General features: G+C 66.9%; 26 protein-coding genes. 15 read left to right on the forward strand and 11 right to left on the reverse strand.

Going from position 1 to position 26,986, the window contains the following annotated elements:
• Nucleotides 1-55: 55 nt before the first annotated feature.
• Nucleotides 56-220 carry a YdcH family protein gene (locus IE224_RS05055; RefSeq protein ID WP_167621238.1) on the forward strand — a complete coding sequence of 55 codons (165 nt, stop codon included), beginning with the start codon at nucleotides 56-58 and terminating at the stop codon, nucleotides 218-220.
• A 72-nt stretch (nucleotides 221-292) separates the two neighbouring features.
• Here the strand turns inward: IE224_RS05055 and phbB are convergent, their stop codons facing one another.
• From phbB to IE224_RS05070, 3 genes are all read right to left on the reverse strand, one after another.
• The gene (phbB, locus tag IE224_RS05060) at nucleotides 293-1,018 is read right to left on the reverse strand and encodes an acetoacetyl-CoA reductase (protein WP_191308516.1); all 726 of its coding nucleotides are present in this window, start codon (nucleotides 1,016-1,018) and stop codon (nucleotides 293-295) included.
• A gap of 84 nt (nucleotides 1,019-1,102) precedes the next feature.
• Nucleotides 1,103-2,275: an acetyl-CoA C-acetyltransferase gene (locus IE224_RS05065; RefSeq protein ID WP_191308518.1), complete on the reverse strand. Its 1,173-nt coding sequence runs from the start codon at nucleotides 2,273-2,275 to the stop codon at nucleotides 1,103-1,105.
• 101 nt (nucleotides 2,276-2,376) lie between these two features.
• Nucleotides 2,377-3,195: an EAL domain-containing protein gene (locus IE224_RS05070; RefSeq protein ID WP_191308519.1), complete on the reverse strand. Its 819-nt coding sequence runs from the start codon at nucleotides 3,193-3,195 to the stop codon at nucleotides 2,377-2,379.
• A 102-nt stretch (nucleotides 3,196-3,297) separates the two neighbouring features.
• Here IE224_RS05070 and IE224_RS05075 point away from each other — a divergent pair, with 102 nt between their 5' ends.
• The gene (locus IE224_RS05075; RefSeq protein ID WP_191308521.1) at nucleotides 3,298-3,876 is read left to right on the forward strand and encodes a DNA-3-methyladenine glycosylase I; all 579 of its coding nucleotides are present in this window, start codon (nucleotides 3,298-3,300) and stop codon (nucleotides 3,874-3,876) included.
• Here IE224_RS05075 and IE224_RS05080 read toward each other — a convergent pair.
• Nucleotides 3,851-4,399: a TlpA disulfide reductase family protein gene (locus tag IE224_RS05080; protein WP_191308523.1), complete on the reverse strand. Its 549-nt coding sequence runs from the start codon at nucleotides 4,397-4,399 to the stop codon at nucleotides 3,851-3,853. The genes IE224_RS05075 and IE224_RS05080 overlap by 26 nt on opposite strands.
• A 23-nt stretch (nucleotides 4,400-4,422) precedes the next feature.
• On the opposite strand from IE224_RS05080, the gene argH reads away from it, so the two are divergent.
• The 4 genes from argH to IE224_RS05100 all read left to right on the forward strand — a co-directional run bounded on the left by argH (nucleotide 4,423) and on the right by IE224_RS05100 (nucleotide 9,775).
• Nucleotides 4,423-5,826, forward strand: a complete 1,404-nt coding sequence (gene argH, locus IE224_RS05085; protein WP_191308525.1) for an argininosuccinate lyase — start codon at nucleotides 4,423-4,425, stop codon at nucleotides 5,824-5,826.
• Nucleotides 5,823-5,972 (forward strand): hypothetical protein, encoded by a 150-nt coding sequence (locus IE224_RS05090; RefSeq protein ID WP_191308526.1) that lies wholly within the window; start codon nucleotides 5,823-5,825, stop codon nucleotides 5,970-5,972. Before argH ends, IE224_RS05090 begins: the two co-directional genes overlap by 4 nt.
• On the forward strand, nucleotides 5,973-7,238 hold the full coding sequence (gene lysA / locus IE224_RS05095) for a diaminopimelate decarboxylase (protein ID WP_191308528.1): 1,266 nt from the start codon (nucleotides 5,973-5,975) through the stop codon (nucleotides 7,236-7,238).
• A gap of 65 nt (nucleotides 7,239-7,303) precedes the next feature.
• Nucleotides 7,304-9,775: a DUF4175 domain-containing protein gene (locus IE224_RS05100; protein WP_308434844.1), complete on the forward strand. Its 2,472-nt coding sequence runs from the start codon at nucleotides 7,304-7,306 to the stop codon at nucleotides 9,773-9,775.
• On the opposite strand, the gene IE224_RS05105 is transcribed toward IE224_RS05100, so the two are convergent.
• Nucleotides 9,776-10,540 carry a zinc-ribbon domain-containing protein gene (locus IE224_RS05105; protein WP_191308530.1) on the reverse strand — a complete coding sequence of 255 codons (765 nt, stop codon included), beginning with the start codon at nucleotides 10,538-10,540 and terminating at the stop codon, nucleotides 9,776-9,778. It abuts the gene before it with no gap.
• 115 nt (nucleotides 10,541-10,655) lie between these two features.
• Here IE224_RS05105 and IE224_RS05110 point away from each other — a divergent pair, with 115 nt between their 5' ends.
• From IE224_RS05110 to IE224_RS05120, 3 genes are read left to right on the forward strand one after another with little or no spacing between them, the layout of a single operon-like run.
• The gene (locus tag IE224_RS05110; RefSeq protein ID WP_167623362.1) at nucleotides 10,656-11,330 is read left to right on the forward strand and encodes a cell division ATP-binding protein FtsE; all 675 of its coding nucleotides are present in this window, start codon (nucleotides 10,656-10,658) and stop codon (nucleotides 11,328-11,330) included.
• Between the two features lie 50 nt (nucleotides 11,331-11,380).
• On the forward strand, nucleotides 11,381-12,253 hold the full coding sequence (locus tag IE224_RS05115) for a cell division protein FtsX (protein WP_191308740.1): 873 nt from the start codon (nucleotides 11,381-11,383) through the stop codon (nucleotides 12,251-12,253).
• Nucleotides 12,250-13,038: a lysophospholipid acyltransferase family protein gene (locus IE224_RS05120; protein ID WP_167621249.1), complete on the forward strand. Its 789-nt coding sequence runs from the start codon at nucleotides 12,250-12,252 to the stop codon at nucleotides 13,036-13,038. The genes IE224_RS05115 and IE224_RS05120 overlap by 4 nt, the downstream gene beginning before the upstream one ends.
• Nucleotides 13,039-13,042: 4 nt before the next feature.
• On the opposite strand, the gene IE224_RS05125 is transcribed toward IE224_RS05120, so the two are convergent.
• From IE224_RS05125 to IE224_RS05135, 3 genes are all read right to left on the reverse strand, one after another.
• Nucleotides 13,043-14,005 (reverse strand): acetyl-CoA carboxylase carboxyltransferase subunit alpha, encoded by a 963-nt coding sequence (locus tag IE224_RS05125; protein ID WP_191308531.1) that lies wholly within the window; start codon nucleotides 14,003-14,005, stop codon nucleotides 13,043-13,045.
• Between the two features lie 134 nt (nucleotides 14,006-14,139).
• Nucleotides 14,140-14,688, reverse strand: a complete 549-nt coding sequence (locus IE224_RS05130) for a L,D-transpeptidase family protein (RefSeq protein WP_191308533.1) — start codon at nucleotides 14,686-14,688, stop codon at nucleotides 14,140-14,142.
• Nucleotides 14,685-15,884: a MalY/PatB family protein gene (locus IE224_RS05135; protein WP_191308534.1), complete on the reverse strand. Its 1,200-nt coding sequence runs from the start codon at nucleotides 15,882-15,884 to the stop codon at nucleotides 14,685-14,687. Before IE224_RS05135 ends, IE224_RS05130 begins: the two co-directional genes overlap by 4 nt.
• A 76-nt stretch (nucleotides 15,885-15,960) precedes the next feature.
• Between IE224_RS05135 and def (IE224_RS05140) the strand changes: the two genes are divergently transcribed.
• From def (IE224_RS05140) to fmt, 3 genes are all read left to right on the forward strand, one after another.
• Complete coding sequence (gene def, locus IE224_RS05140; RefSeq protein WP_167621253.1) at nucleotides 15,961-16,485, forward strand: peptide deformylase; 525 nt, start codon at nucleotides 15,961-15,963, stop codon at nucleotides 16,483-16,485.
• Nucleotides 16,482-16,982, forward strand: a complete 501-nt coding sequence (gene def / locus IE224_RS05145) for a peptide deformylase (RefSeq protein WP_191308536.1) — start codon at nucleotides 16,482-16,484, stop codon at nucleotides 16,980-16,982. Before def (IE224_RS05140) ends, def (IE224_RS05145) begins: the two co-directional genes overlap by 4 nt.
• A 64-nt stretch (nucleotides 16,983-17,046) precedes the next feature.
• Nucleotides 17,047-17,940, forward strand: coding sequence for a methionyl-tRNA formyltransferase (gene fmt, locus IE224_RS05150; RefSeq protein ID WP_191308537.1), 894 nt, complete (start codon nucleotides 17,047-17,049; stop codon nucleotides 17,938-17,940).
• Nucleotides 17,941-18,009: 69 nt separating this feature from the next.
• On the opposite strand, the gene secA is transcribed toward fmt, so the two are convergent.
• Nucleotides 18,010-20,727, reverse strand: a complete 2,718-nt coding sequence (secA, locus tag IE224_RS05155) for a preprotein translocase subunit SecA (RefSeq protein ID WP_191308539.1) — start codon at nucleotides 20,725-20,727, stop codon at nucleotides 18,010-18,012.
• Between the two features lie 196 nt (nucleotides 20,728-20,923).
• Between secA and IE224_RS05160 the strand changes: the two genes are divergently transcribed.
• The 3 genes from IE224_RS05160 to mutT are packed head-to-tail and all read left to right on the forward strand — an operon-like array spanning nucleotide 20,924 to nucleotide 23,423.
• The gene (locus tag IE224_RS05160) at nucleotides 20,924-21,775 is read left to right on the forward strand and encodes a peptidylprolyl isomerase (protein WP_191308540.1); all 852 of its coding nucleotides are present in this window, start codon (nucleotides 20,924-20,926) and stop codon (nucleotides 21,773-21,775) included.
• Nucleotides 21,775-23,028: a bifunctional glutamate N-acetyltransferase/amino-acid acetyltransferase ArgJ gene (argJ, locus tag IE224_RS05165; protein WP_191308542.1), complete on the forward strand. Its 1,254-nt coding sequence runs from the start codon at nucleotides 21,775-21,777 to the stop codon at nucleotides 23,026-23,028. The genes IE224_RS05160 and argJ overlap by 1 nt, the downstream gene beginning before the upstream one ends.
• Entirely contained in the window at nucleotides 23,025-23,423 is a 399-nt protein-coding gene (gene mutT / locus IE224_RS05170) for an 8-oxo-dGTP diphosphatase MutT (protein WP_191308544.1), read from the forward strand. Before argJ ends, mutT begins: the two co-directional genes overlap by 4 nt.
• A gap of 333 nt (nucleotides 23,424-23,756) precedes the next feature.
• Here mutT and infB read toward each other — a convergent pair whose 3' ends face one another.
• Both infB and IE224_RS05180 read right to left on the reverse strand, forming a co-directional pair.
• Nucleotides 23,757-26,339, reverse strand: coding sequence for a translation initiation factor IF-2 (gene infB / locus IE224_RS05175; protein ID WP_191308545.1), 2,583 nt, complete (start codon nucleotides 26,337-26,339; stop codon nucleotides 23,757-23,759).
• Nucleotides 26,340-26,347: 8 nt separating this feature from the next.
• Nucleotides 26,348-26,968 carry an RNA-binding protein gene (locus IE224_RS05180; protein WP_191308547.1) on the reverse strand — a complete coding sequence of 207 codons (621 nt, stop codon included), beginning with the start codon at nucleotides 26,966-26,968 and terminating at the stop codon, nucleotides 26,348-26,350.
• Nucleotides 26,969-26,986 lie beyond the last annotated feature (18 nt).

The raw sequence follows: 26,986 nt of genomic DNA on the forward strand, positions 1-26,986 counted from the left end.
TCGCAGGCCTATGCTGCAATCCCCCTGTTCGACTCAACCTATACAGGAGGACGCGATGTCGGTTGCTTCCCACGTCGAGGAACTGCGCAAGAAACACCAGGTGCTTTCCGAGGCCGTTGAACGAGAACAAAGAAGCCCTGGATCCAGCGACATGCAGATCAAGGCCATGAAGCGCGAGAAACTTCGTCTCAAGGAAGAGATTTCCCGACTGACCCACTGACCTGTTGAACGGTGACAGATTTGGAGCGGCCCGCGCGATCAGCGCGGGCCGTGGCCGTTTCAGGGCTGGTGATCAGACGAAGAACTGGCCGCCATTGGCGCTGATCGTCGATCCGGTGATGAAGCCCGCATCGTCGGATGCTAGGAAGACCACCGTCCGCGCGATCTCTTCGGGCTCGCCAAGGCGGCCCACCGGGATCTGGGGGATGATGCGTTCGCTCAAGACCTTTTCGTCGATGGCCTTGACCATCTCGGTCGCGATATAGCCGGGGCAGATCGCGTTCACGGTGATGCCGGCCCGCGCGCCTTCCTGGGCAAGCGCCTTTGTGAAGCCAAGGTCGCCCGCCTTGGCGGCGGAATAGTTGGCCTGGCCCGCCTGGCCCTTCTGCCCGTTGATCGAGCTGATGTTGATGATCCGCCCGAACTTGCGGTCGCGCATCCCCGACCAGACGGGGTGCGTCATGTTGAACAGCCCGGTCAGGTTGGTGTCGATGACCTCTTTCCACTGCTGGGGCGTCATCTTGTGGAACATCGCGTCGCGGGTGATGCCCGCGTTGTTGACCAGGACGGCGATGGGGCCGACCTCGTCCTCGATCCGCTTGATGCCTTCGGCGCAGGCGTCATAGTCGGCGACCGACCATTTATAGGTCTTGATCCCGGTTTCTTCCGTGAAAGACTTCGCGGCCTCGTCATTGCCGGCATAGGTGGCGACGACGGTATAGCCAGCCTCCTGAAGCGCCTTGGAAATCGCCGCGCCGATGCCCCGCGAACCCCCGGTGACAAGTGCAACCTTGGACATGGATCCTCCCCCCTTTTAAATTGTTTCTGAAATATTGCTACAAGGCAAGTAGATGGCGCGCAACATCATTGCGCGCCATTCCGCCTACCGTTCGATGCACATGGCAACGCCCATGCCGCCACCGATGCACAGGGTGGCCAGGCCCTTTTTCGCGTCGCGGCGCTTCATCTCGAACAGAAGCGTGTTCAGGACCCGGCAGCCCGAGGCGCCGATCGGGTGGCCGATGGCAATGGCGCCGCCGTTGACGTTCACGATGTCGGGATCCCAGCCCATGTCCTTGTTGACCGCGCAGGCCTGGGCGGCAAAGGCCTCGTTCGCCTCGACCAGATCCAGGTCGCCCACGGACCAGCCGGCCTTTTCCAGGGCCTTGCGGCTGGCCGGGATGGGGCCCGTGCCCATGATCGCCGGGTCCAGGCCCGCCGTGGCCCAAGAGGCGATGCGGGCCAGGGGCGTCAGACCACGGCGATTGGCCTCTTCCTCGGTCATCACCATCACCGCCGCCGCGCCGTCGTTCAGGCCCGACGCATTGCCTGCCGTGACCGAGCCGTCCTTCGAGAACGCCGGGCGCAGCTTCTGCATGGCGTCGATGGTGGCGCCGTGACGGATGTATTCGTCCTTGTCCACGACCGTATCGCCCTTCAGGGTCTTGACGGTGTAGGCCACGATCTCATCATCGAAGCGACCGGCCTTCTGCGCGGCCTCGGCCTTGTTCTGGGACGCCAGCGCGAATTCGTCCTGCTGGTCGCGGCTGATCTGCCACTTCTGGGCGACGTTCTCCGCCGTGGTGCCCATGTGATAGTTGTTGAAGGCATCCCACAGCCCGTCGCGGATCATGGTGTCGACCATCTGCATGTCGCCCATCTTCTGCCCCGCGCGCAGAAAGGTCGCGTGCATCGACATCGACATGCTTTCCTGACCGCCCGCAAGCACCACCTGCGCATCGCCCAGGATCACGTGCTGGGCGGCAAGCGCCACGGCCCGCAGACCGGAGCCGCAGACCTGGTTGATGCCCCAGGCTGCAGATTCCTGCGGCAGGCCCGCCTTGATATGGGCCTGGCGCGCGGGGTTCTGGCCCTGGCCGGCCGTCAGCACCTGGCCCAGGATGGTTTCGTTGACTTCGGCCGGGTCGATCCCGGCGCGGGCCACGACTTCCTGCAGGACGGCAGCCCCCAGGTCATGCGCCGGGATGTTGGCGAACGACCCCATAAAACTGCCGACCGGAGTGCGGGCGGCGGAAACGATTACGGCTTTGGTCATGACGGGCTCCTTCCCTTGATGCCAGACAAGTGGCGAATCGTGGACAGGATGCGGGTTCATGCCGTGGCGTCAAGCATATCGGCCGAAAGTCTGATACCCCCCTAGCGCAGGGCGACCGAAGGCGGGGACTTCCAGGGCGGCGCGATGGTCGGCGCGCCAAAGTAATAGCCCTGAAGGCAATCGATGCCATTGTCGATCAGGAAGGCCGCGTCATCGGCGGTTTCGACCATCTCGGCCACGGTGAACATGTCAAAGTGATGCGCGATGGACATCAGCGCCTGGGTCAGCACCTGGTTGTCGGGATGGGTCGCGATCTCGCGGATGAACTGGCCGTCGATCTTGATCATGTCGAAACAGAAATCGCGCAGATAGCGAAACGAGGTATAGCCCGCCCCGAAATCATCGAGCGCGAGTCCGATGCCGTATCGCTGCACCTCGCGCATGAAAGCCTTCACCTCGTCCGGCAGGCCCATGGCCGAGCTTTCGGTGATTTCCAGGATCAGCCGCTCGGCCGCCTGCGGGTCGGCGGAAACGCCCCGGCGCAGCGTGTCCATCCAGGCCGGATAGCCGATCGAACGGGCCGACATGTTGATCGACAGGCGCAGCGATGTTTCCTCGGACAAAGCTTTCAGGCCCAGGGACAGCGACAGGCAGTCGATCTGGCGGCCGAGTTCGGTGGTTTCGGCCACCGGCATGAAGTCGCGCAGGGGCACCATGCGACCCGATTCGTCGATGATGCGGATCAGCCCTTCGTAGAAGGCTGGCCGGCTGGTCCGTTGCGCCTGCACGACGGGCTGGAAGGCCAGCACGCCATTGCCCCTTTCGACCGCCAGCCTGACCGCCGGCAGGGTCAGCCTGCTTTGCTGGTCCACGGCGAAATCCAGCGGGGATCCCTTGCCGGGTTTTTTCGCGTCGGTCACGTCTGGCCCCTTGTCACGCAATCATTCCGTGTTCCCTTCTCGCATTGATCGCCTAATTTGCGGTAAACACGCAGGGAATTGTGGATTAAGGGTTAATGCTTCATGACCAGCCGCTGTGCCTGGTGCGGGACCGACCCGCTGTATGTCGCCTATCACGATACCGAATGGGGCGTGCCCGAATACGATGGGCGGGCGCTGTGGGAAAAGCTGGTGCTTGACGGTTTCCAGGCGGGCTTGTCCTGGATCACCATCCTGCGCAAGCGCGATGCCTTTCGGGCCGAGTTCGAGGATTTCGATCCCGGACGCGTGGCCTGCTGGGACGATGCGCGGATCGACCGGGCGCTGCAGAACCCGGGGATCATCCGCCATCGCGGCAAGATCGAATCAGCGGTGCGCGGCGCGCAGCGTTTCCTGGAAATCGAGGCGCAAGAGGGGTTCGCCTCCTTCCTGTGGTCCTTCGTGGGCGGCCAGCCGATCCAGAACAACTTCGCCAGCGGCGCCCAGGTGCCGGCCGCGACCCCGGAATCCACCGCGATGTCGAAGGCGCTGAAAAAGCGCGGCTTCAACTTTTGCGGACCGGTGATCACCTATGCCTTCATGCAGGCGACGGGGATGGTGAACGACCATGTCACCACCTGTCACCGCCATGCCCAGCTTACTCCGCCACAAGCTGGCGGATGACGGTTTTGGCGGGCTCGCTGCTCCAGTCGGCCTCGCCCAGCAGGCGGGCGACCTCTCGCCCCTCCCGGTCGATCAGGACGGTCACGGGCAGGCCCACCACGCCCATGTCGCGGGCAAGCTGCTGGCGCGGGTCCAGCAGCACGGGCAGGTTCTGCAACCCGGTTTCGGCATAGAACTTGTCGATGCGGTCGGGCGCGTTGCGGCCCGTCGCCACCGCCACGACCTCGAAATCCTCGCCGCCCATTTCGGATTGCAGAGCGTCCAGATAGGGCATCTCCTCGCGGCAGGGGGCGCACCAGGTGGCCCAGAAGTTCAGCAGCACGACCTTGCCCTTGTAGTCGGCAAGGGTATGCGTGCCGCCCTTGGGGTCGGTGAATTCGACATCGGACACGGGCGCCGGTTCCTCGGCCGGGACCAGCTTCACAAGGCCCGCGTCCCTGGCGGCCTGCCAGTCCACCGCGCCCGCGAAGGCGGCATTTGCACCGAAAAGCAGTGCCGTATAAAGCAGGGCGGAACGCAGCATGAAGACCTCCGAAGGACGCGCCTATGACCGACCGGCCGCAACAGGATTCCGCCAACAGCATGTGGGGCGGGCGCTTCGCCGCAGGGCCGGACGCGATCATGGAGGCGATCAACGCCTCGATCGGGTTCGACCGGCGGCTCTACGCCCAGGACATCCGGGGCAGCCGGGCCCATGCCGCCATGCTGGCCGCACAAGGCATCATCAGCGATACCGATGCCAAGGCGATCAGGGAAGGCCTGCTCACCGTCTTGTCAGAGATCGAAGGGGGCAATTTCCCCTTCCGCACCGAGCTTGAGGACATTCACATGAATGTCGAGGCGCGGTTGAAGGAGGTGATCGGCGAACCTGCGGGCCGCCTTCACACGGGCCGGTCGCGCAACGACCAGGTGGCGACAGACTTCCGCCTGTGGGTGCGCGACCAGTGCGACGCGGCGATCGAGGCGCTGCAGGCGCTGATCCGCGCCGCCCTGGCGCAGGCCGAGGCGGGGGCGGACTGGGTGATGCCGGGTTTCACACACCTGCAGACCGCGCAGCCCGTGACCTGGGGCCATCACATGATGGCCTATGTGGAAATGTTCGGCCGCGACCTGTCGCGGTTCGGCGACGCGCGCAGGCGGATGAACGAATCGCCCCTGGGCGCCGCCGCGCTGGCCGGGACCGGTTATCCCATCGACCGCCACGCGACCGCGCAGGCGCTTGGCTTCGACGCCCCCATGGCCAACAGCCTGGATGCCGTGTCCGACCGGGACTTCGCGCTGGAGTTCCTGTCGGCCGCGTCCATCTGCGCCGTCCACCTGTCGCGCCTGGCCGAGGAGCTGGTGATCTGGTCCTCGGCCCAGTTCCGCTTCGTGTCGATGTCGGACAAGTGGTCCACCGGGTCGTCGATCATGCCGCAGAAGCGCAACCCCGATGCGGCCGAACTGATCCGCGCCAAGATCGGCCGGATCCTGGGGGCGACGGTCGCTCTGTTCACGGTGATGAAGGGCTTGCCGCTGGCCTATTCCAAAGACATGCAGGAGGACAAGGAACAGGTCTTCGATGCCGCCGACAGCCTGATGCTGGCCTTGGCCGCGATGACCGGGATGCTGTCCGACCTGACCGCCAATCGCGACAGGATGGAGGCTGCGGCTTCGGCCGGCTTTTCGACCGCGACGGATCTGGCCGACTGGCTGGTGCGCGAACTTGGCCTGCCGTTCCGCGACGCCCATCACGTCACCGGATCGCTGGTGGCCCTGGCGGAGCGCAGGGGATGCGACCTGCCCGACCTGACGCTGGACGACATGCAGGGGGTCCATGCGGGGATCACCGATAAAGTCTTCGGCGTCTTGGGCGTTCACAATTCGGTCGCCTCGCGGCAAAGCTATGGCGGCACGGCGCCCGATCAGGTGCGTGCGCAAATCACCCGCTGGAAGGAGAAGCTGGCATGAAGTGGATTGCAATTCTGGCGGTGGCAGCCGTGGCAGCCTGCGGCGTCGACGGCCCTCCCGAACGTCCAATGGCGCCCAAGACCGCGCCCCAATCCAATGTCTCGATTTCCGGCCACGCCACCATGGGCGTGATCACGGAGCTATAGGTGGATCACTTCAACTATCAGGGCGGCCAGCTTTGCGCCGAGGACGTTCCCCTGTCGCGCATCGCGGTCGAGGTGGGGACGCCCGTCTATGTCTATTCGGCGGCGACCCTGACGCGGCATTTCGGGCTGTTCCGCCAGGCGCTGGACTGGACCGATCACCTGGTCTGCTTTGCCGTCAAGGCCAACAGCAACCTGGCGGTGCTGAAGCTACTGGGCGATCTGGGCGCGGGAATGGATGTCGTCTCGGGCGGCGAATACGCCCGCGCCAAGGCCGCGGGCGTGCCGGGCGACCGCATCGTCTTTTCCGGCGTGGGCAAGACCCCGGCCGAGATGCGCATGGCCATCGACGGCGGCATCCGCCAGTTCAACCTGGAATCCGAGCCCGAGATGCGGGCGCTGTCGGCCCTTGCGGCCAGCATGGGCGCGACGGTTCCGGTGGCGGTGCGCGTGAACCCGGACGTGGATGCGAAAACGCACGAGAAGATCGCGACCGGCAAGTCCGAGAACAAGTTCGGCATCCCCATCGCCCGCGCGCGCGAGGTTTATGCCGAGGCTGCCGCTCTGCCGGGCCTGCAGGTCGTGGGTGTGGACGTGCATATCGGCAGCCAGTTGACCGATCTGGACCCCTATCGCGCGGCTTATGCCAAGGTCGCGGACCTGACCCGCGCGCTGCGCGCCGACGGGCACGCCATCACCCGGCTGGATTTGGGCGGCGGCCTGGGCATTCCCTATCGTCGCGACAATAACGCGCCGCCCCTGCCCATCGAATATGGCCAGGTGATCCGGGACGCAGTGGGCGATCTGGGCTGCGAGATCGAGATCGAGCCGGGGCGCAACATCGTCGGCAATGCCGGGGTGCTGCTGAGCCAAGTGGTCTATGTGAAAGAGGGCGAGGGGCGCGACTTCCTGATCGTGGACGCGGCGATGAACGACCTGCTGCGCCCGGCCATGTATGGCGCGCATCACGACATCGTCCCGTTGATCGAACCCGCGGTGGGGGCGACCGTGCAACCCTTCGACGTCGTGGGTCCGGTCTGCGAATCGGGCGACACCTTCCAGAAGGGCGCAGAACTGCCCGCCATGGCGGCAGGCGACCTGATCGCCTTCCGGTCGGCGGGGGCTTACGGCGCGGTGATGGCGTCCGAATACAACTCCAGGCCCTTGGTGCCCGAGGTTCTGGTCAGCGGCGATCACTTCGCCGTCATCAGGGCAAGGCCGACGTTTGAGGAAATGCTGGCCCGGGATAGCATCCCGGAATGGCTTTGACGCGGCACCCCGATGTGACGTTGCAGCCGGGGGCTGTCTGCCCCCGGACCCCCGAGGATATTTTCGTGAAGAAGACAGGCCCGGTCGCCCGTGCCCTGCACCTGACCCGCTGGGGCATGGTCTGGGAACAGGCGGCCCGCGCCTTCTGGCCGCTGGCCACCGTGCTGGCGCTTGTGTTCGCCGCTTTTTCGCTGGGCGTGGTGGCGGTTGTGCCGCTGCCGGTGCTGCCCTGGCTGTCAGGCACGGTGGTTCTGCTGTTGATCTGGGTAGCGATCCGGGGTGGGATGCGCTTTCGCCGGGTGCGCATGGCCGATGCGATGGGCCGGCTGGACCGGACCCTGCCGGGCCGTCCGCTGGCCGCCTTGACCGACAGCGCGGCGATCGGCGGCGAGGGTGCCTTGTGGCAGGCGCATCTGGCGCAGATGCGGGCGCGGGCGTCCCGCGCACGGGCGGTGCGTCCCGATGCGGGCCTGACGCGGCGTGATCCCTTTGCGCTGCGGCTGGCGGGGCTGGTGGCCCTTGTCATGGCGCTGATCTTTGGCGGGGCAAGCCAGATGGGGCAGGGTATCGCTGCGATCGCCGCGACCGTATCGCGCCCGGTGACGACCGATGTGGTGCCGACCGGCCCCAGTTGGGAGGGCTGGGCCGAACCGCCCGCCTATACCCGCCGTCCGACGATCTATCTGAACGCCCTGGCCGAGGGGCAGGTGCTGGAACTGCCCAAGGGCAGCGAGGTGACCTTTCGTCTGTACGGGCAGGGCGCCTCTGTCACGCAGGACATCGGCCCCGCCCTTGGCGAGGATCCGCAGGCGCCGGGATTTCGGGCGGAACAGTCGGGGGCAATCGAGGTGGCGGGACGCCGTTTCGACGTCACCGTGCTGGCAGACAGTGCCCCCGTGATCCGGGCCGGGGCCGCGCCGGTGCGGCGGGCCGACGGCCGGATGGTGCAGGATTTCAGCGCGCAGGACGATCATGGCGTCGTCACGGGCCAGGCCGTGATTGCGCTTGATCTGCCTGCCGTGGATCGCCGCTTCGGCCTTGCCATCGACCCCGAGCCCCGCCCAGCGGTGGAGTTGGCGTTGCCCTTGCCACGCGGCGACCGCCGCGAGGTGCAGGGCCAACTGACCGAGGATCTGTCGCGCCATCCTTGGGCGAACCTGCCGGTCAGCGTCAGCCTGCGGGCGGTGGACGGGATCGAGCAGGTGGGCGAGGCGCAGCCGATGCGGACCGTGCTGCCGGGGCGGCGCTTCTTCAACCCCCTGGCCGCCGCCCTGATCGAGATGCGGCGCGACCTGCTGTGGTCGCGCGACAATGCCGGACGCAGCGCCGAGATCCTGCGGGCGGTCACATGGCAGCCGCAGGGTTTCGTCGAACAGCCGCTGTACCTGGAACTGCGCGGTGCGGTGACGCTGCTGGAGGGTGACCGCCTGACCGACAAGGCCCGCGACGATCTGGCCGAGGCCTTGTGGCAGGCGGCCGTCCAGTTGGAGGACGGCGGGCTTTCCGACGCCCTGGAACGGATGCGCCAGGCGCAGGAAAAGTTGTCCGAGGCGATCCGCAATGGCGCCAGCCCCGACGAGATCCAGCGGCTGATGGACGAGCTGAAGGCCGCGACGGACGCCTATACCGAGATGCTGGCCCAGCAGGGGCAGCAACAGGATCCGTCGGAACGGTTCACCGGTGAACAGCAGGGCCAGCAGATCACCGGCGACCAGATCCAGCAGATGATGGACGAGATCCAGCGGCTGATGAACGAGGGCCGCATGGCCGAGGCACAGGAGTTGCTGGAGCAGTTCAACCGCATGATGGAGAACCTGCAGGTCCGGCAGTCGCAGGGCCAGGGTCAGGGCGAAGGCCAGAAGGGCAGCAGCGGCAACCAGCCGATGAACCGGCTGGCCGACACGCTGCGCGAGCAGCAGCAGTTGTCGGACGAGGCTTTCCGGGACATGCAGGAACAATTCGGCCAAGGGCAAATGGGTCAGCCGTCCGACAATGCGCAGGGCTTGGCAGACCGCCAACAGCAACTGCGCGAGGAGCTGGGCCAGCAGCAGGGCCTGCTGCCGGGCCAGGGATCGCCCGGCGGGGACGAGGCGCGGCGCCAACTGGACGAGGCGGGCCGCGCGATGGAGGAAGCCGAGCAGGCGCTGCGCCAGGGCGACATGGGCGGTGCGCTGCAGCGCCAGGCCGATGCCATCCAGTCCATGCGCGAGGGGATGCGCGCCCTGGGCGACATGATGGCCCAGCAGGGGCAACAAGGCCAGCAGGGGCAGCAGCAGGGCCAGGAAGGCCAGCAGCCCGGCGGCGGCGACAGGGCGGGGGAAGGCCAGACCATGGGCCAGCGTCCGGCGCTTGATCCGCTGGGCCGTCAGCGGGACGGCAACGGCCATGTCATCGCGGGCGGCGATCCCCTGGCAGAAGGCGTGGACCCTGCGCAGCGTGCCCGCGACCTGCTGGACGAGATCCGCCGCCGCAGCGGCGAGGTAGACCGTCCGCAGGACGAACGCGATTATCTGGGGCGGTTGCTGGACCGCTTCTGATCAGCGCAACATCCCCGACAGGCTGTCCTGCAGCCAAAGCCGTGCCCCGTCGATGCTGGCACGCAGGCGACCAAGCGCCTCGCCGACGCTGCCCTGGTCCTCGATCCCGGGCGCAAGAAGATAGGCCGCAAGAAGCCCTGCCAGAACCATGACGGCAAGCGCGAAGCCCATGACATAACCGCCTTTCGCCGTCCTGACCGGCCGCGCCGGCTGCGGTCGCGCCACCGGTTGCGGGCGTCGTTCCGGCGGGGTCTGCCGGGGGGCTACCGCGACTTCGGCCTTCAGCGGGACAGGATGCCGGGCAGGGCGCGGCGCGGATTCAGGATCGGTTTTCTGCGCGGCCGCCGGCCTTGCGTCGAAATGGCGGGTGATGGTGGTTGCCGGCCATTCGGGATCGGGCGCCGGGCGCGATGCCGGATCGGGGGCGACGTCCGGACCAGGGGCGTCCGGTGCCGGATCCGCCTTGGCTGCGGGATCCGCGTCCGGCTGGTCCTCCTCGGCGGCGCGGGCGCGACGCTCGTGCTCGACCTCGTCGCGCAGGATGTCCAGGACGTTCTCGGGCAGCTTGCGGGCGGGCCGGGGCAGGTCCGCGGCAGGCTCGGCGGCGGGCAGTGCCTGAAACGCTGCCAGATCCAGCCGATCGGCTTCGGGCGTGGGTGTCGCGTGCCAGACATGGCCGCAGGCGCTGCATTCCACCTCGCGCCCGCCAGCGGGGACTGCGCTGCCTGGAACGCGATATTCCGCCGCGCAACCGGGACAGATCAACCGTATTTCCGCCATGCCGGCCCTCGCATTCGCCTTTTGGCTGTTCTATCAAGCGCGGGGCCGGGTTCCAAGACAGGCACCGACGGAACGGCATAGAAGAAACGGGGGGTTGCGCTTGATCGAGATGCGGGATGTCGGCTTCGGCTATCACGGCGGGCCCGAGTTGCTGTCGGACATGACGCTGAGCTTGCAGCCGGGCATGTTCCATTTCCTGACCGGGCCATCCGGGTCGGGCAAGACGACGCTTCTGCGGCTGTGCTATGCGGACCTGCTGCCGTCCTCCGGGCAGATGACGGCCTTTGGCGGCGATGTGCGGCAACTGACGCGCGACGGGATCGCGGATCTTCGCCGCCGCGTAGGGGTAGTGCACCAGGACACGCAGTTCCTGGACCACCTGCCCGTGGCCGAGAACGTGGCCCTGCCGCTGTCCGTGGCGGGCCAGCCTGTGGACATGGACGCGCTGCGCGACCTGCTGGGCTGGGTGGGCCTGACGCAGCACGCCCGTGCAATGCCGCCATCCCTGTCGGGTGGCGAACGGCAGCGCGCAGCCCTGGCGCGCGCGGTGATCCTGTCGCCCGACCTGGTGCTGGCGGACGAGCCGACGGGCAACCTCGACTGGGACATGTCGGTCAGGCTGATGCAGTTGCTGATCGAGCTGAACAAGTCCGGCAAGACCGTGCTGGTCGCGACCCATGACATGAACCTGATCCGCGCGGCCAAGGCACAGGTCGCGGCCCGCGTGTTGCGGATCGCCAACGGAACATTGCATCTGGCGGGGGCTGATCTGTGAAACGGGCTGAATTTCGGGCGCTGAACTTGAAGGCGCTGTGGCAGGGCCTGATGCGCGACGGCGGGTCGGGCGACCGGATCGTGCCGCCCACGGGCTTTACTGCGCAACTGACGCTGTTTTCGGCCGGCGCGATGGCCTTTCTGGCGGTGTTTGCCTTGGCCTTGGCACTGGCGACGGGTCGGCTGGCCGACCGCTGGTCCAGCGAACTGGCCGGATCCGTCACCGTGCGCGTCAGTGCGCCCGAGGGCGACCAGGATGCAGCCACCCAGGCCGCGATGCAGGTTCTGTCCACCACGCCCGGGGCGGGGCAGCCTCGCCTGCTTCCGGCGGACGAGGTGGCGGGCCTGCTGGCCCCCTGGTTCGGCCCCGACATGCCGGTGGACGCGCTGCCCGTGCCCTCGCTGATCGACCTGCCTATCACGGGCGAGGACTTTGACGCCGGGGGATTGCGCCTGCGTCTTGAGGCCGAGGTGCCGGCTGCGGTCCTGGATGACCACACCGAATGGCGCCGCCCGCTGGTGACGGCGGCGAACCGGCTGCGGGCGCTTGGCATCGTGTCGCTGCTGCTGATCGCGGCGGCCTCGGCTTCCATGATCACGCTGGCGGCCAAGGCGGCCCTGGCCGCGAACGGGCAGGTGATCCGCGTGCTGCGCCTGATCGGGGCGCGCGACATCACCATCGCCACCGCCTTCGTGCGCCGCTTCACCAAGCGCGCGGCGATCGGCGCGACCGTCGGCACGCTGTGCGGCATGGCGGGCATCGCCCTGCTGCCGGGCATGGAGGCGGCGGGCGGTTTCCTGACGGGGCTGGGCTTCCAGGGCTGGGGCTGGCTTCTGCCCTTGCTGATCCCGGTCGTGGCGGGCGTCGTGGGCTTTCTGGCGACCCGCTGGGCCGCCCTGAAGATGCTGGGGGCAGTGAGATGAGCGACCGGGCGGCATCGCCCGTTCCCGGCCCGCTGACGCCCTGGCAATATCTGCAGAACGGGCTTTACTACGTCCATGTCGCCTTCGCGACGCTGGCGATCGGGCTGCTGGGCATTCCCGCGCTGCTGCGCGACGGCCGCGCCGGGGCCAACCGGGTCGCGACGCGCTGGATCGGATACATGCTCTGGGCCGCCCGGTTGCATCTGGGCGTCACCTGCGAGGTGCGCGGCACGCCTCCGACCGATGACTGCATCATCGCCGCCAAGCACCAGTGCTTCCTGGACATCCTTGTCATCGCCCATGCCGTTCCCCGCCGCGCCTTCATCATGAAGCGCGAGGTGATGCGCGTGCCGATCATGGGCTGGTATGCCTGGAAGGTCGGCTGCATCCCCATCGACCGCAATCGCGGGCGGGACGCAATGCGCGCCATCTCGACCGAGATCAACCGCCGGATCGCGGGCGAGGGGCTGGGGCAGTTGATCATCTATCCCGAAGGCACCCGGACCAGGCCCGGCGAGCGCCGCCCCTACAAGCATGGCGTCAGCACGATCCGCGCGGGCAGCGGCCTGCCGGTGGTGCCGGTGGCGGTCAACACCGGGCTGTTCTGGCCGCGCAAGGGCTGGGGCATCCGCCCGGGCCGCGCCGTGGTCGAGTTCCTGCCGGTCGTTCCCGCCGAGGTTCCGGTCGAGGGCTTCATCCCCCGGCTCGAGGCCGAGGTCGAAACCCATTCCGACCGCCTGATGGCCGAGGCGGGGTTCAGGGCGACGGCCGTCCCGGCGCCCTGAAAGCTTACGCCACCAGGCTTTTCGACCCCATGTCCAAGAACTTCTGCCGGCGGTCCTTGATCAGGTCCGCAGGTTTCTTGCCCTTCAGGTCGGCCAGCATCGCCGTAATCTCCTCGCCCACCGCCTTGATCGCGGCCGAAGGGTCGCGCTGCGCGCCGCCCATGGGTTCGGCGATGATCCGGTCGATCACGCCAAGCTTCTTCAGATCCTGCGCGGTCAGGCGCAGCGCCTCGGCCGCCTCGCGCATCCGCTCGGCATCCTTCCACAGGATCGAGGCGCAGCCCTCGGGCGAGATCACCGAATAGATCGAATGCTCCAGCATGGCGATGCGGTTCGCCGTGGCGAAGGCCACTGCGCCGCCCGATCCGCCCTCGCCGATGATGACGCTGACCAGGGGCACGCCGATTTCAAGGCATTTCTGGGTGCAGCGGGCGATGGCCTCGGACTGGCCGCGTTCCTCGGCACCCTTGCCGGGATAAGCGCCCGGCGTGTCCACCAGCGTGATGACCGGCAGCTTGAAGCGGTGGGCCAGATCCATCAGCCGGATTGCCTTGCGATAGCCTTCGGGCCGCGCCATGCCGAAATTGTGGTGGATGCGGGTCTTGGTGTCGTTGCCCTTTTCATGGCCGATCACCACGCAGGGCGCGTCGTTGAGGCGGGCAAGGCCGCCCATGACCGCATGGTCGTCGCCGAATGCGCGGTCGCCCGCAAGGGGCGTGTATTCGCTGAACAGCGCATCGATATAGTCGCGGCAATGGGGGCGGTCGGGATGGCGGGCGACCTGGGTCTTCCGCCAGGGGTCCAGGCTTTTGTAAAGGTCGCGCAGCAGCTCGCCCGACTTCTTGTCCAGGGCCGCGGCCTCTTTCTCGACGTCCACGGTATTTTCGGATTTGCGGGCCAGGGCGCGAAGCTCCTCGGCCTTGCCCTCGATGTCGGCAAGCGGCTTTTCGAAATCCAGATAGACCATGCGGGGTGTGCCTTCGGGTGTGTTCGGGTGTGCGCTCCTATATGATCGCGCGGCAACGGGATTGCAACGCGGCACCGGGGGTTTCATACCCCCGGACCCCCGTGGGATATTTGAACCATAGTGAAAGCGCTGCGTCAGGGCAGGATCTCGACGGTCGTGCCGATGCGGGCGGCGGCGTAGAGTTCGCGGATTTCCGCGTCGCTGACGGCGATGCAGCCCGCCGTCCAGTCGCCGGGCAGGGTTTCGCCGTCGGGCCGCTGGTTGGGCTGGCCGTGGATGAAGATGTCGCCGCCCGGATCGATGCCGGACGCCGCGGCGCGGGCGCGGTCCTGCGGGCGCGGGTAATCGAGCCCCAGCGACAGGTGATAGGCGCTTGCGGGGTTCACGCGGTCGATGGTGAAGCGGCCTTCGGGCGTCCTGCCGTCGCCCTGCCGGCGCTTGTCGCCATCCGGTGCGAAGCCGAGCGCGATGCGATAGGTCTTGAGCGGGCGGCCGTCGCGATACGCCGTCATCCGGCGGTCGGACTTGCGGATCTGGATGTGATCGACAGGGCCGTCCAGGCCGGCAGTCAGGGGCGGCACGCGGGGGGCGGGTTCTGGCCGCTGCGGGGCGAGCATGATCCAGGCCGCCCCCAGCAGGCACAGCGCCGTCAGGACCGAGAAGAGGCGGGAAAGCCCCTTCATTGCAGGTCTGCGAAGGCCTGTTGCAGGCGCTCCACGGCCTCGGTCACGCGGGCGCGGGGGGTGGCGAGGTTGAAGCGCAGGAAATCCTCGCCCCCGGTGCCGAAGGTGGCGCCGTGGTTGGCGGCGATGCGGGCGGCTTTTTCGACGCGGGCGGTGAATTCCGCAGGCGCCATGCCGGTGCCCGAAAAATCGACCCAGGACAGGTAGGTCGCCTGCAGGGGCATGGACCGCAGGCCGGGGATCGCGTGGATGCCCGCGTCGAAGATCCGCCGGTTGCCGTCAAGATAGTCCACAAGCGCGTCGACCCAGGCCGCGCCCTCGGGCGAATAGGCGGCCGTGACCATGTCCATCCCGAACAGGCCCGGAGAGATGCCGCGCGCCATCAGCGCCGCCTTGAAGCGGTCGCGCAGCGCCTTGTCCGCGATGATCGCGTTGCCGATATGGGCGCCCGCGATGTTGAAGGTCTTGGTGGCGGCGGTCAGCGTGACCAGCCGGTCCGCGATGTCCGGGCAGACGGTGGCGGTGACGCTGTGCTTGTGGCCGGGCATGACCAGGTCGCAGTGGATTTCGTCCGATACCAGGATCAGGTCGTGGCGGATGCAGAAGTCGGCCACCTCGCGCAGTTCGCCGGTGGTCCAGACCCTGCCGCCCGGATTGTGGGGCGAGCAGAGGATCAGCAGCCGCTCGCGTCCCGTCAGGCGGCTTTCCCAGCCGTTCCAGTCCATGCGGTAGAGGCCGTCTTCCTGCGCCAGGGGCAGTTCCACCAGTTCGCGACCCGAGGCACGGATGACGCGGCCAAAGGCGTGGTAGACGGGCGACATCACGATCACGCCGTCGCCAGCTTCGGTATAGGCGTCAAGCGCCATCGCCACGCCGTTCACCAGGCCCGCGCAGGTCAGGATCCAGTCGATGTCGATCTTCCAGCCGTGGCGGTTTTCCATCCACCAGCGGATCGCGTCCAGATAGGGGCGGTTCGCGCCGGGATAGCCGTAGACGCCGTGGGCGGCGACATCCTCGACCGCGCGCTGAACGGCTGCCGGGGGGCGGAAGTCCATGTCGGCCACCCACATCGCCAGGCCGCCTTCGTCAGGCGCCACGCCATAGGTCCCTTGCATGTCGTCCCATTTGGAACAGCGGGTGCCCACGCGGTCGATGATCTCGTCAAAGTCGGGCCGGGGATGGCTGTGCTGGTTCATGGTCCTGCCTGTCGCTGTTTCCCCATGCATATGCCGGTTGTTGCTTATGGTGAAGCCTTGCCCTAAATCGCGGGACATGAGCAGCCTGCGCCCCATCCTGATCCATCCCGACCCGCGCCTGAAGAAGGTCTGCGAGCCCGTGGCCCGCATCACGCCCGAGATCGAGACGCTGGCCGCCGACATGCTGGCCACCATGTACGACGCGCCGGGCGTGGGCCTGGCCGCGCCGCAGGTGGGCGTGCTGTCCCGCGTGTTCGTGATGGACGCCAACCGCGACCCCGAGGCCGAGCGTCGCCCCTTGGTGCTGGTCAACCCCGAGGTGACCTGGGAATCCGAGGAGCTGAACACCTATGAGGAAGGCTGCCTGTCCATCCCCGAGCAATATGCCGACGTGACGCGCCCCAAGCAGGTACGGCTGCAATGGATGGGCCTGGACGGCAAGACGCATGAGGAAGAGTTCGACGGGCTGTGGGCGACCTGCGCGCAGCACGAGCTGGACCACCTGAACGGCGTCTTGTTCATCGACCACCTGTCCGCCATCAAGCGCCAGATGATCACCCGCCGCATGGTCAAGCTGAAGCGGGAAAAGGGCCGCGCGTGACGGTCCGCGCCTTCCTGCCCTATTCGGACCGGCGGCTGCATATCCCCGCCGATCCGGTCGAAGCCGTCACCGAGACTGTCCGGATGATCTGGGACGACATGGTGGACACGATGGAGGCGATGCCCGGCGTGGGGCTTGCCGCGCCGCAGATCGGGATCATGCTGCGGCTGGCTGTCGTGGATGCGTCCGAGAAGCGGGGGCAGGCGGTGCGCATGGCCAATCCCGAGGTCCTGCACGCCAGCGTCCAGTTCCGCAGCCATGACGAGGCCAGCCCCAATCTGCCGGGCGTCTTTGCCCCCGTCAGCCGACCGCGCGCGGTGACGGTGCGCTTCCTGAACGAGGCGGGCGAGGTCGAGGAGCGCGATTTCGTGGGCCTGTGGGCCACCAGCGTCCAGCACCAGATCGACCATCTGGACGGGCGGATGTATGTCGATCACCTGTCGCCCCTGCGGCGCAAGATGCTGGTCGCGAAATCGGCGAAGCTGGCGCGGCGGTGACCGCCGGGGGCGCTTCGCCCCCCGGACCCCCCGAGGATATTTGGACACAGAAGGTGAGGGCAGGATGCGCGTGATCTTCATGGGAACGCCCGAGTTCTCGGTGCCGGCGCTGCGGGCGATCGCCGCGCGGCATGAGGTCGTGGCGGTCTATTCGCAGCCGCCGCGGGCTGCGGGGCGGGGGCAGAAGCCTCGGCCGTCAGCCGTCCATCGTGCTGCCGAGGAACTGGGGATCGAGGTACGAACGCCGCTGCGATTGCGCGATGCGGCGGATCAAGCGGATTTCGCGTCCTTGCAGGCGGATGTGGCGGTGGTAGTGGCCTATGGGCTGATCCTGCCGCAGCCGGTGCTGGATGCGCCGCGCGTGGGATGCCTGAACATTCATGCCTCGCTTCTGCCGCGCTGGCGGGGTGCGGCGCCGATCCATCGGGCGGTCATGGCAGGGGATGCGGAAACCGGCGTTGCCATCATGCAGATGGAGGCGGGGCTGGATACCGGGCCGGTGCTGGCCGAGGCGCGCACGGCGATAGGGGCCGAGGAGACGACTGCCGACCTGCATGACCGTCTGGCGGCGATGGGGGCGGACCTGGTCGTGGATGTGCTGGACCGGCTGCCGCTGCCCGCCGTGCCGCAGGCCGCCGAAGGCGTGACCTATGCCGCCAAGATCGACAAGGCCGAGGCGCGGGTGGACTGGACCCGCCCAGCCGCCGAGGTGGACCGGCTGATCCGGGGCCTGTCGCCTTTTCCCGGCGCCTGGTGCGAGATCGCGGGCGAGCGGGTGAAGCTGCTGCGCAGCCGGGTCGTTGAAGGGCAGGGGGTTCCGGGGCAGGTGCTGGCGGGCTTCACCGTCGCCTGCGGGGATGGCGCAGTCGAGGTGCTGGAAGCGCAGCGGTCGGGGAAGAAGCCGATGACGACGGACGAATTGCTGCGGGGTTGGGGACTTCCGGCGCGGCTGAACTAGCGGCCGCCTTCCTGCGGGTCAGGGAGATTGGGTGGGGCCTGCAACCCCACCCTGCAGGAGCACGGCGCGTCAGATCGCGCCGTGGCAGTGCTTGAACTTCTTGCCCGATCCGCAGGGGCAGGGATCGTTGCGCGACGGGTTGCCCCAGGTGTTCATATCGGCTTCGTCGAAGCCCGCAACCAGCGGCGCAGGCTTGTCCGCATCGTCATCGGACTGGCGCTCGGCCCCATGCTCCATCGTCAGGTGTTCCTGCGCGGCCTTCTGCTGCTCGGCCATCTGGCGCAGCATTTCCTCGCGCTCGGCCTCGGTCAGGGGGCGGATCTGTGCAAGGCGCTGCGTCACGTCGAAGCGCAGGCCGTCCAGCATGGTCTCGAAAAGCTGGAAGGCCTCGGTCTTGTATTCCGACAGGGGATCGCGCTGCGCATAGCCGCGGAAGCCCACGACGGACCGCAGGTGTTCCAGCGTCAGCAGGTGGTCGCGCCATTTCTGGTCGATCATCTGCAGCAGGACCTGCTTTTCGATATTGCGCATGTTTTCCGGGCCGAAGGCCTGCGCCTTGTCGGCCATATAGGTATCGGTCGCCTTTTCGATCCGTTCGCGCATGGCGTCCTGATCCACGCCTTCCTCGGCCGCCCAGTCGGCGACGGGCAGGTTCATGTTCAGCCGTTCGCGGATCGCAGTCTTCAGGCCGTCCAGATCCCATTGTTCGGGATAGGATTTCGGCGGCATGAATTCATCGACCAGATCGTCGATGACCTGGTGGCGCATGTCGGCGGCGATCTCTCCGACCTCGGTGCTGTCCATGATCTCGCGGCGCTGGCTGAAGATCGCCTTGCGCTGATCGTTCATCACGTCGTCGAATTTCAGCAATTGCTTGCGGATGTCGAAGTTGCGGCCTTCCACCTTGGCCTGGGCGCGTTCCAGGGACTTGTTGACCCAGGGGTGGACGATCGCCTCGCCTTCCTTCATGCCCAGGGTGGACAGGACCTTGTCCAGCCGTTCGGACCCGAAGATCCGCATCAGGTCGTCGTCGAGCGACAGGAAGAACAGCGACCGGCCGGGGTCGCCCTGACGGCCGGAACGGCCGCGCAACTGGTTGTCGATCCGGCGGCTTTCGTGGCGTTCGGTGCCCAGCACGAACAGCCCGCCCGAGGCCAGCACCTTTTCCTTGTCCGCCGCGTGTTCCGCTTCGATCCGGGCGCGGATTTCGTCGGGGTTCGCCTCGGGGTCGGCTGCAAGCGCGGCCAGCACCTTCATTTCCACGTTGCCGCCCAACTGGATGTCGGTGCCGCGGCCGGCCATGTTGGTAGCGATGGTGACGGCGCCGGGCTTGCCCGCGTCGGCCACGATCTGCGCCTCGGCCTCGTGCTGGCGGGCGTTCAGGACGTTGTGGGGGATGCCCTGCTTTTTCAGGATCTCGGACAGCATCTCGGACTTCTCGATGCTGGTGGTGCCGACCAGGGTCGGCTGGCCCTTGGCATGGGCTTCCTTGATCGCCTCGACGACGGCTGCGTATTTTTCCTGCGCGGTGCGATAGACGCGGTCATGTTCGTCCTGGCGCGCGATGCCGCGGTTGGTCGGAACCTCGACCACGCCCAGCTTGTAGATCTCGGCGAATTCCTCGGCCTCGGTCGCGGCCGTGCCGGTCATGCCCGCCAGCTTGTTGTAAAGGCGGAAGTAGTTCTGGAAGGTCACGCTGGCCAAGGTGACGTTTTCCGGCTGGATGGTCACGCCTTCCTTGGCCTCGATGGCTTGGTGCAGGCCGTCGGACAGGCGGCGGCCCTTCATCATCCGGCCCGTGAATTCGTCGATCAGCATCACCTCGCCGTCGCGGACCATGTAGTGCTGGTCCTTGTTGAACAGCTTGTAGGCGCGCAATGCCTGGTTGGCGTGGTGGACGATGGTGGTGGATTCCGGGTCATAGAGCGTCTGGCCCTCGGGCAGGATGCCGTCGGCCTGCAGGCGGGTTTCCAGGAACTCGTTGCCTTCCTCGGTGAAGGTGGCGTTGCGGGCCTTCTCGTCCAGCTTGTAGTGTTCTTCCGTCAGCAGCGGGATGTACTGGTTCAGCGTGACATACAGTTCGCTGCGGTCCTGCGACGGACCCGAGATGATCAGCGGGGTCCGCGCCTCGTCGATCAGGATCGAGTCCACCTCGTCCACGATGGCGTAGTTGTGGCCGCGCTGGACCATTTCCTCGACGCTGCCCTTCATGTTGTCGCGCAGATAGTCGAAGCCCAGTTCGTTGTTCGTGGCATAGGTCACGTCGGCGGCATAGGCCTGACGTTTTTCGGGTTCCGCCTGGAAGGGATAGACGACGCCCGTGGTCATGCCCAGCTGGCGGAAGACCTTGCCCATCCAGTCGGCGTCGCGTTTCGCCAGATAGTCGTTGACCGTGACGACATGGACGCCCTTGCCGGTCAGGGCGTTCAGATAGGCAGGGAAGGTCGCGACCAGGGTCTTGCCCTCGCCCGTCTTCATCTCGGCAATGTTACCCTGGTGCAGGAAGATCCCGCCCATCAGCTGCACGTCGAAGGCGCGCAGGCCCAGGGCGCGGCGCGCGCCCTCGCGGCAGTTGGCGAAGGCTTCGGGCAGGATGTCGTCCAGGCTTTCCCCCTGGGCCACGCGGTTCTGGAACTCGCGGGTCTTCTCGACCAGCTGCTGGTCGGTCAGCGGGCGGAACTGATCCTCCAGCGCGTTGATGCGGGCCACCAGCCCGCGCGTTCCCTTGACCTTGCGGTCATTGGGGCTTCCAAAGACCTTCTTCGCCAGATTTCCGATGCCGAGCATGTTACCTTCGCAATCACGTTGTTGGGAAAGGCGGTGTCTGCCGGGCTATTGCCGCGACCTGCCGCATTGCCGTATCAGGGGCCTGAACGAAAGCGGCGGCAGCGCCTTCCACGGAGTTGGTCCGGGATCTATGCCTCGCCTGCCGGACTGTCAACGCTGGCCCGGACGCGCGGGCTGAACACGCGAAGGAATCTCCATGCTGAAACCGTCGATTCTGGCCGTCCTTCTGGCCGTCCTTCTGGCCGCGTCCCTGCCGCTGTCCGTCCAGGCCCAGGACAAGGGCGCCGACACGGTCGTGGCGACCGTCAACGGCACGCCCATCACCCTGGGCGAGATGATCGTGATGAAGCAGGCCGCATCCCAGGATCCCCAGATGGCCGAGATGGGCGACGGTGCCCTATACGAGATCATGCTGGACCAGTTGATCCAGCAGACCGCCGTGGCCGATGCCGGCCAGGAAAACGCCGGCGTGCGCGCTCAGCTGGAAATCCAGCGGCGCAACACCCTGGCCGCCGCCGCGATCACCGAGGTCACCAAGAACCAGCCGACCGACGAGGAAATCCAGGCGGCCTATGACAAGCTGTTCGCGGCCGAGGAACCCGCGACCGAATATTCCGCCGCCCATATCCTTGTCGATACCGAGGAAAAAGCCCGCGAGATCAAGGCCCAGCTTGATGGCGGCGCCGATTTCGGGACGCTGGCCGAACAAAGCTCGACCGGGCCCAGCGGGCCGAACAAGGGCGATCTGGGCTGGTTTTCTGCCGACCAGATGGTCAAGCCCTTCGCCGACGCCGTCAGCGCGATGGAAAAGGGCCAGATCTCGGACCCCGTGCAGACCGAGTTCGGCTGGCACGTCATCAAGCTGAACGACACCCGCCTGCGCGAAGCCCCGGCGCTTGACGAGGTGCGCGACCAGATCAGCCAGATGGTCCTGCGCGACAAGGTCCAAGCCGAGATCGAGCGCCTGACCTCGGAAGCGACGGTCGAGAAGGTCGAGGGCATCGACCCCGCCCTGATGAACAAGACCGAACTGCTGGAGGCGCAATAATGGGCAAGGCCGGGCTTCCCGTTTCACCCCTGGCCCCAGCCCGCTTTCCCGACCTGCCGGTGATCGATGGCGTGGAATTCGCCAGCGGTGCCGCAGGTGTGAAGTATCAGGGCCGCACCGACGTGACCCTGATCCGCGTCGCGCCCGGATCCACGCTGGCGGGGGCCTTTACCCGGTCCTCGACCCGCGCGGCCTGCATCCTGGACAACCAGGCGAAGCTGGCCGGGGGGGGCGATGCGCCGCAAGGCGCGGCGATCATCGTCAATTCCGGGAATGCCAATGCCTTCACCGGAACGCGGGGCCAGGAATCCGTGGATGCGGTGACGGGCGCGGTGGCTGCCGCAACGGGCGTTCCGGCGGATCGGGTCTTTTCGTCCTCGACCGGGGTGATCGGGGAACCGCTGCCCCATGACCGGATCATCGCCATCGTCGATGACCTGGCGGCAATGCTGGAAGCGGGTGGCATTGCCGACGCGGCCCGTGCGATCATGACCACCGACACCTTCCCCAAGGGCGCCTCGGCCACGGTGGCGGGCGAGGGCGGCGAGATCCGCATCGCCGGCATCGCCAAGGGATCGGGCATGATCGCGCCCGACATGGCGACGATGCTGGTCTATGTCTTCACCGACGCCACCATCGCGGCCCCGCTGCTGCAGCAGGCGCTGTCGTCGGGCCTGGACAAGACGTTCAACGCCATCACCGTGGACAGCGACACCTCGACCTCGGACGCGCTGATCCTGGCCGCGACCGGGCGCAGCAAGGCCGCGCCCATCACCTCGCTGGACAGCGGGGCGGGTGCGGGTTTCGTGGCGGCGCTGCACGGCGTCATGCGCGAACTGGCGCAGCTTGTGGTGCGCGACGGCGAGGGAGCGACGAAGTTCGTCGAGGTGCAGGTCACGGGCGCGGCCTCTGATGCCGATGCTCACAGGGTCGCCATGTCCATCGCGAATTCGCCCCTGGTCAAGACCGCCATCGCGGGCGAGGACGCGAACTGGGGCCGCATCGTCGCCGCCGTTGGCAAGTCCGGTGCCCAGGCCGACCGCGACCGGCTGACGATCCGCTTTGGCGACATGATCCTGGCCGAGAATGGCTGGCGTTCGCCCAGCTATGACGAGGCCAAGGCCAGCGCCTACATGAAGCGGCAGGATCTGGTGATCGCCGTTGATCTGGGACTGGGGCAGGGGGCGCGGACCGTCTGGACCTGCGACCTGACCCACGGCTATATCGACATCAACGCCGACTATCGGTCGTGAAGACGGTCCTTGTTGCCGCCGTCGCGCTGATCGACGCGGACGGGCGCGTGCTTCTAGCACAGCGCCCGGAAGGCAAGTCCATGGCAGGCCTGTGGGAGTTTCCGGGCGGCAAGGTCGAGCCGGGCGAAACTCCCGAGGCAGCCCTGATCCGCGAACTGCACGAGGAACTGGGCATCGACACCTGGACATCGTGCCTGGCACCCTTGACCTTTGCCAGCCACAGCTATCCCGACTTCCACCTGCTGATGCCGGTCTTTGCCTGCCGCCGGTGGAACGGTATCGCCCATCCGCGGGAAGGACAGCAATTGGCATGGGTCCGTGCAGGGGATCTGCGAAACTATGCCATGCCGCCCGCCGACCTACCCCTGATCCCGATGCTGCAGATGTGGCTTTGAAGCCTCACCCCGGCGGCAAAAGTCACCAATGGGCCTCATTTATTCGCATATCGCGCAATCGTTAAACCATTGGTAACCATTTCATGGCAGTTTGGTTCCAGAGGGAACAGGAGGGCTTGACATGATTCGCACGATTTCGATCGGCAGCCACATTCTCGTCCAGGGGCTTTTCGAATGTCTCGCCCCCAACGGGAACATGGTTGTCCGCATTGGGACCCGCACATTCGAGGGGAAGCCGGTCACGCGCTGACCCAGGTTTGGTGCACCACGACAAACGCAGAAGGGGCGGCCGAAATGGCCGCCCCTTTTTTCTGCCGCGTCGATGCGCCGCCCTTACAGGCTGCGCTCGACTTCCTCGCGCTCGAAGATCTCGATGACATCGCCTTGGCGGATGTCGTCGTAGTTTTCGAAGGCCATGCCGCATTCCTGGCCCGAGATGACTTCCTTCACCTCGTCTTTGAAGCGCTTCAAGGTCTTCAGCGTGCCTTCGTGGATCACCACGTTGTCGCGCAGCAGGCGCACGCCTGCCGAGCGGCGCGCCACGCCTTCGGTGACCAGGCAGCCTGCAACCTTGCCGACCCCAGTGACCTTGAAGACCTCGCGAATCTCGGCATAGCCGATGAAGTTCTCGCGAACCTCGTTCGACAGAAGGCCCGAAGCGGCCGCCTTGATGTCATCTACCAGGTCATAGATGATCGAGTAATAGCGGATCTCGACACCCTTCTGGTTGGCCGAATTGCGGGCCGGGGCATTGGCGCGGACGTTGAAGCCGATCACCGGGGCATTGCTGGCTTCCGCCAGGCCGATGTCGGATTCGGTGATCGCACCCACGCCGTAATGCAGCACGCGGACGCGCACTTCGTCGTTGCCGATCTTTTCCAGGGCCTGCACGATCGCTTCGGCCGAACCTTGCACATCGGCCTTCACGACCACCGGCAGTTCCGACACGCTTTGATCCGCCTTGGCCTTGGCCATCAGCTGTTCCAGCGTGGTCGCGGCACCGGCGGCGGCGCGCTTGTCCTTGGTCTGCTGGATGCGGTAATCCGCGATCTCGCGGGCCTGGGCTTCGGTCTCGACCACGTTCAGCACGTCGCCTGCGGCGGGGGTGCCGTCCAGGCCCAGAACCTCGACCGGGACCGAGGGACCGGCCTCGTCGACGCGTTCGCCCTTGTCGTTGATCAGCGCGCGCACCTTGCCCCACTGTTCGCCCACAACAAAGATATCGCCGCGCTTCAGCGTGCCGTTCTGGACCAGAACGGTGGCGACGGGACCGCGGCCCACGTCAAGCTGCGCCTCGATCACCGCGCCCTGAGCGGCACGATCGGGATTGGCCCGCAGTTCCAGGATCTCGGCCTGCAGCGCGATGGCTTCCAGCAGCTCGTCCAGGCCCTGGCCGGTCTTGGCCGATACCTCGACATCCTGCACGTCGCCGGACATCTTCTCGACCACGACTTCCTGGTGCAGCAGCGAGGTGCGGACCCGGTCGGGATCGGCCGAAGGCTTGTCGATCTTGTTGATCGCCACGATCATCGGCACCTTTGCGGCCTTGGCGTGATTGATCGCCTCGATTGTCTGCGGCATCACTGCGTCGTCGGCGGCAACCACCAGCACCACGATATCCGTGACCTGCGCCCCACGGGCGCGCATCGAGGTGAAGGCCGCGTGGCCCGGCGTGTCCAGGAAGGTCAGCACGGCGCCAGAGTCGGTCTTCACCTGGTAGGCGCCGATATGCTGCGTGATCCCGCCTGCCTCGCCCGAGACGACGTTCGCCTTGCGGATCGCGTCCAGAAGCGAGGTCTTGCCGTGGTCCACATGGCCCATGATCGTGACGATCGGCGGGCGCGGGCGCAGATCCTCGGCCTTGTCCTGCACGGTATCGATGACCTGTTCCACGTCGGCATCCGACACGCGGACCGCCTTGTGGCCGAATTCCTCGATCACCAGCTCGGCGGTGTCGGCATCGATAGCCTGGTTCATGGACACCATCATGCCCATCTTCATCAGCGACTTGACGACATCGGCGGCGCGTTCCGCCATGCGGTTGGCCAGTTCCGACACCACGATGGTTTCGGGCAGCTGCACGTCGCGGACCTGCTTTTCCGTGCGGACATTGCCCATAGCCTTCTGGCGGGCTCGGTCCTGCTTGCGCTTCATCGCGGCCAGCGAACGCTGACGCCCGCCTTCGCCGTCAAGCGCCTGGTTCAGCGACAGGCGGCCGGTGCGGCGGCTGTCCTCGGCCTTGGCCTTGGCTTTCGCATCGCTGTCGCCGCCGCTGTCGCGACGATCACGGTCGGTGCGGCGCGGGCCGGTAGCGATGCCGGGCTTCTCGGCGCGCGAGGCTGCAGCCTCGATCGCGGCGCGATCGGGGGCGGCGGGACGTGCGCCTGCCGGGCGCGCAGCCGCGGGGGCGGTGGCACGGGCCGGGCGTTCGGCGGGTTTGGGTTCATCCTTGCGCTTGGCGGCTTCTGCGGCCTCGCGGGCGCGCCGCTCGTCTTCCTCGGCCTTGAGGCGCAGGGCTTCCTCGCGTTCGCGGTCCTCGCGCTCCTTCGCCTCGATCTCGGCGCGGCGGCGTTCGCGTTCTTCCTCGCGCGCCTTTTCGTCGGCGGCACGCTGGGCGGCTTCCTCGACCTCGCGCGACTTGGCGGCGGCAAGAGCCTTCAGCCGGCGCTCCATCTCGGCATCGGAAATGCCTGCGGGACGCTTGGACGGGTCACCCGCCATGCGCGCCGTCAGCGGGTTCTTTTCTTTCTGGGCATCCGTCATCTGCGTGGCGCCCGGCTTGGGCACCACGACGCGCTTGCGCTTGGTTTCCACGACGACGCTCTTGGTGCGGCCGTGGCTGAAGCTTTGCTTCACCTGGCCCGAGCGGCCGCTGCCGCCGAGTCCCAAGGTGGATTTTCCGTCTTTGTCGCTCATCTGCGTCTTCATTCCTTCTCGGCCGCCGTATTGCCGCCGTCATGCCCGCGCAGACCCGTCAGTCTGCCGGCTTCCAAGATCACCTTGTCCGTCAGGCCACCCGCCGCAAGCGCGCCGTGTATGACATGATCGCGCCCGAAGGACAAACCCAATTCTGATGCGGTCAGGCAGCCGAACCAGCGTCCGCCCGTTGGGGTCCACAGCTTTCCCTTGCCGCGATCGGACCCGTCGCTGGCCTGCAGCAGCACCTTTGCGCGCCCCTCGGCCAGCCAGCCCTTCACCTTTTCAAAGCCTGCGACCGCGCGGCCGGACTTGCGCGCAAGCGAGAGCAGTTCGACCAATCGCCTGGCAACGCCTGCCTCGACCATCTCGGCCAGGTCCTCGGGTGCCTTGACCGGCGCCTTGGCGGCGCGCGAGAAAAGCCCCTTTGCCGCCGCCTTCTGGATGGCCGCGCGATCCGCGCTGACCCAGATTCCCCGTCCCGGCAGCTTTTCCGCCAGATCCGGCACGACCTGGCCGTCCGGCCCGGCCACGAAACGGATCAGTCCAGCCTTGGGCTGGACTTCCCCGGTGACGATGCAGCGCCTTTCGGGCTGATCATGTTCCTTGATGCGACCACCGCGACTCAAGCGGGCAAATCCGGGGCA

Source organism: Paracoccus aerius (assembly GCF_014656455.1).
Lineage (GTDB): Bacteria > Pseudomonadota > Alphaproteobacteria > Rhodobacterales > Rhodobacteraceae > Paracoccus > Paracoccus aerius.

Bases quoted from the DNA above. Each gene is read 5' to 3' on its own strand.
- IE224_RS05055 (WP_167621238.1), top strand. From the start codon at position 56: ATGTCGGTTGCTTCCCACGTCGAGGAACTGCGCAAGAAACACCAGGTG.
- phbB (WP_191308516.1), bottom strand. From the start codon at position 1,018: ATGTCCAAGGTTGCACTTGTCACCGGGGGTTCGCGGGGCATCGGCGCG.
- IE224_RS05065 (WP_191308518.1), bottom strand. From the start codon at position 2,275: ATGACCAAAGCCGTAATCGTTTCCGCCGCCCGCACTCCGGTCGGCAGT.
- IE224_RS05075 (WP_191308521.1), top strand. From the start codon at position 3,298: ATGACCAGCCGCTGTGCCTGGTGCGGGACCGACCCGCTGTATGTCGCC.
- IE224_RS05080 (WP_191308523.1), bottom strand. From the start codon at position 4,399: ATGCTGCGTTCCGCCCTGCTTTATACGGCACTGCTTTTCGGTGCAAAT.
- argH (WP_191308525.1), top strand. From the start codon at position 4,423: ATGACCGACCGGCCGCAACAGGATTCCGCCAACAGCATGTGGGGCGGG.
- IE224_RS05090 (WP_191308526.1), top strand. From the start codon at position 5,823: ATGAAGTGGATTGCAATTCTGGCGGTGGCAGCCGTGGCAGCCTGCGGC.
- IE224_RS05115 (WP_191308740.1), top strand. From the start codon at position 11,381: ATGCGCGACGGCGGGTCGGGCGACCGGATCGTGCCGCCCACGGGCTTT.
- IE224_RS05120 (WP_167621249.1), top strand. From the start codon at position 12,250: ATGAGCGACCGGGCGGCATCGCCCGTTCCCGGCCCGCTGACGCCCTGG.
- IE224_RS05125 (WP_191308531.1), bottom strand. From the start codon at position 14,005: ATGGTCTATCTGGATTTCGAAAAGCCGCTTGCCGACATCGAGGGCAAG.
- IE224_RS05130 (WP_191308533.1), bottom strand. From the start codon at position 14,688: ATGAAGGGGCTTTCCCGCCTCTTCTCGGTCCTGACGGCGCTGTGCCTG.
- IE224_RS05135 (WP_191308534.1), bottom strand. From the start codon at position 15,884: ATGAACCAGCACAGCCATCCCCGGCCCGACTTTGACGAGATCATCGAC.
- def (WP_167621253.1), top strand. From the start codon at position 15,961: ATGAGCAGCCTGCGCCCCATCCTGATCCATCCCGACCCGCGCCTGAAG.
- fmt (WP_191308537.1), top strand. From the start codon at position 17,047: ATGCGCGTGATCTTCATGGGAACGCCCGAGTTCTCGGTGCCGGCGCTG.
- secA (WP_191308539.1), bottom strand. From the start codon at position 20,727: ATGCTCGGCATCGGAAATCTGGCGAAGAAGGTCTTTGGAAGCCCCAAT.
- IE224_RS05160 (WP_191308540.1), top strand. From the start codon at position 20,924: ATGCTGAAACCGTCGATTCTGGCCGTCCTTCTGGCCGTCCTTCTGGCC.
- argJ (WP_191308542.1), top strand. From the start codon at position 21,775: ATGGGCAAGGCCGGGCTTCCCGTTTCACCCCTGGCCCCAGCCCGCTTT.
- infB (WP_191308545.1), bottom strand. From the start codon at position 26,339: ATGAGCGACAAAGACGGAAAATCCACCTTGGGACTCGGCGGCAGCGGC.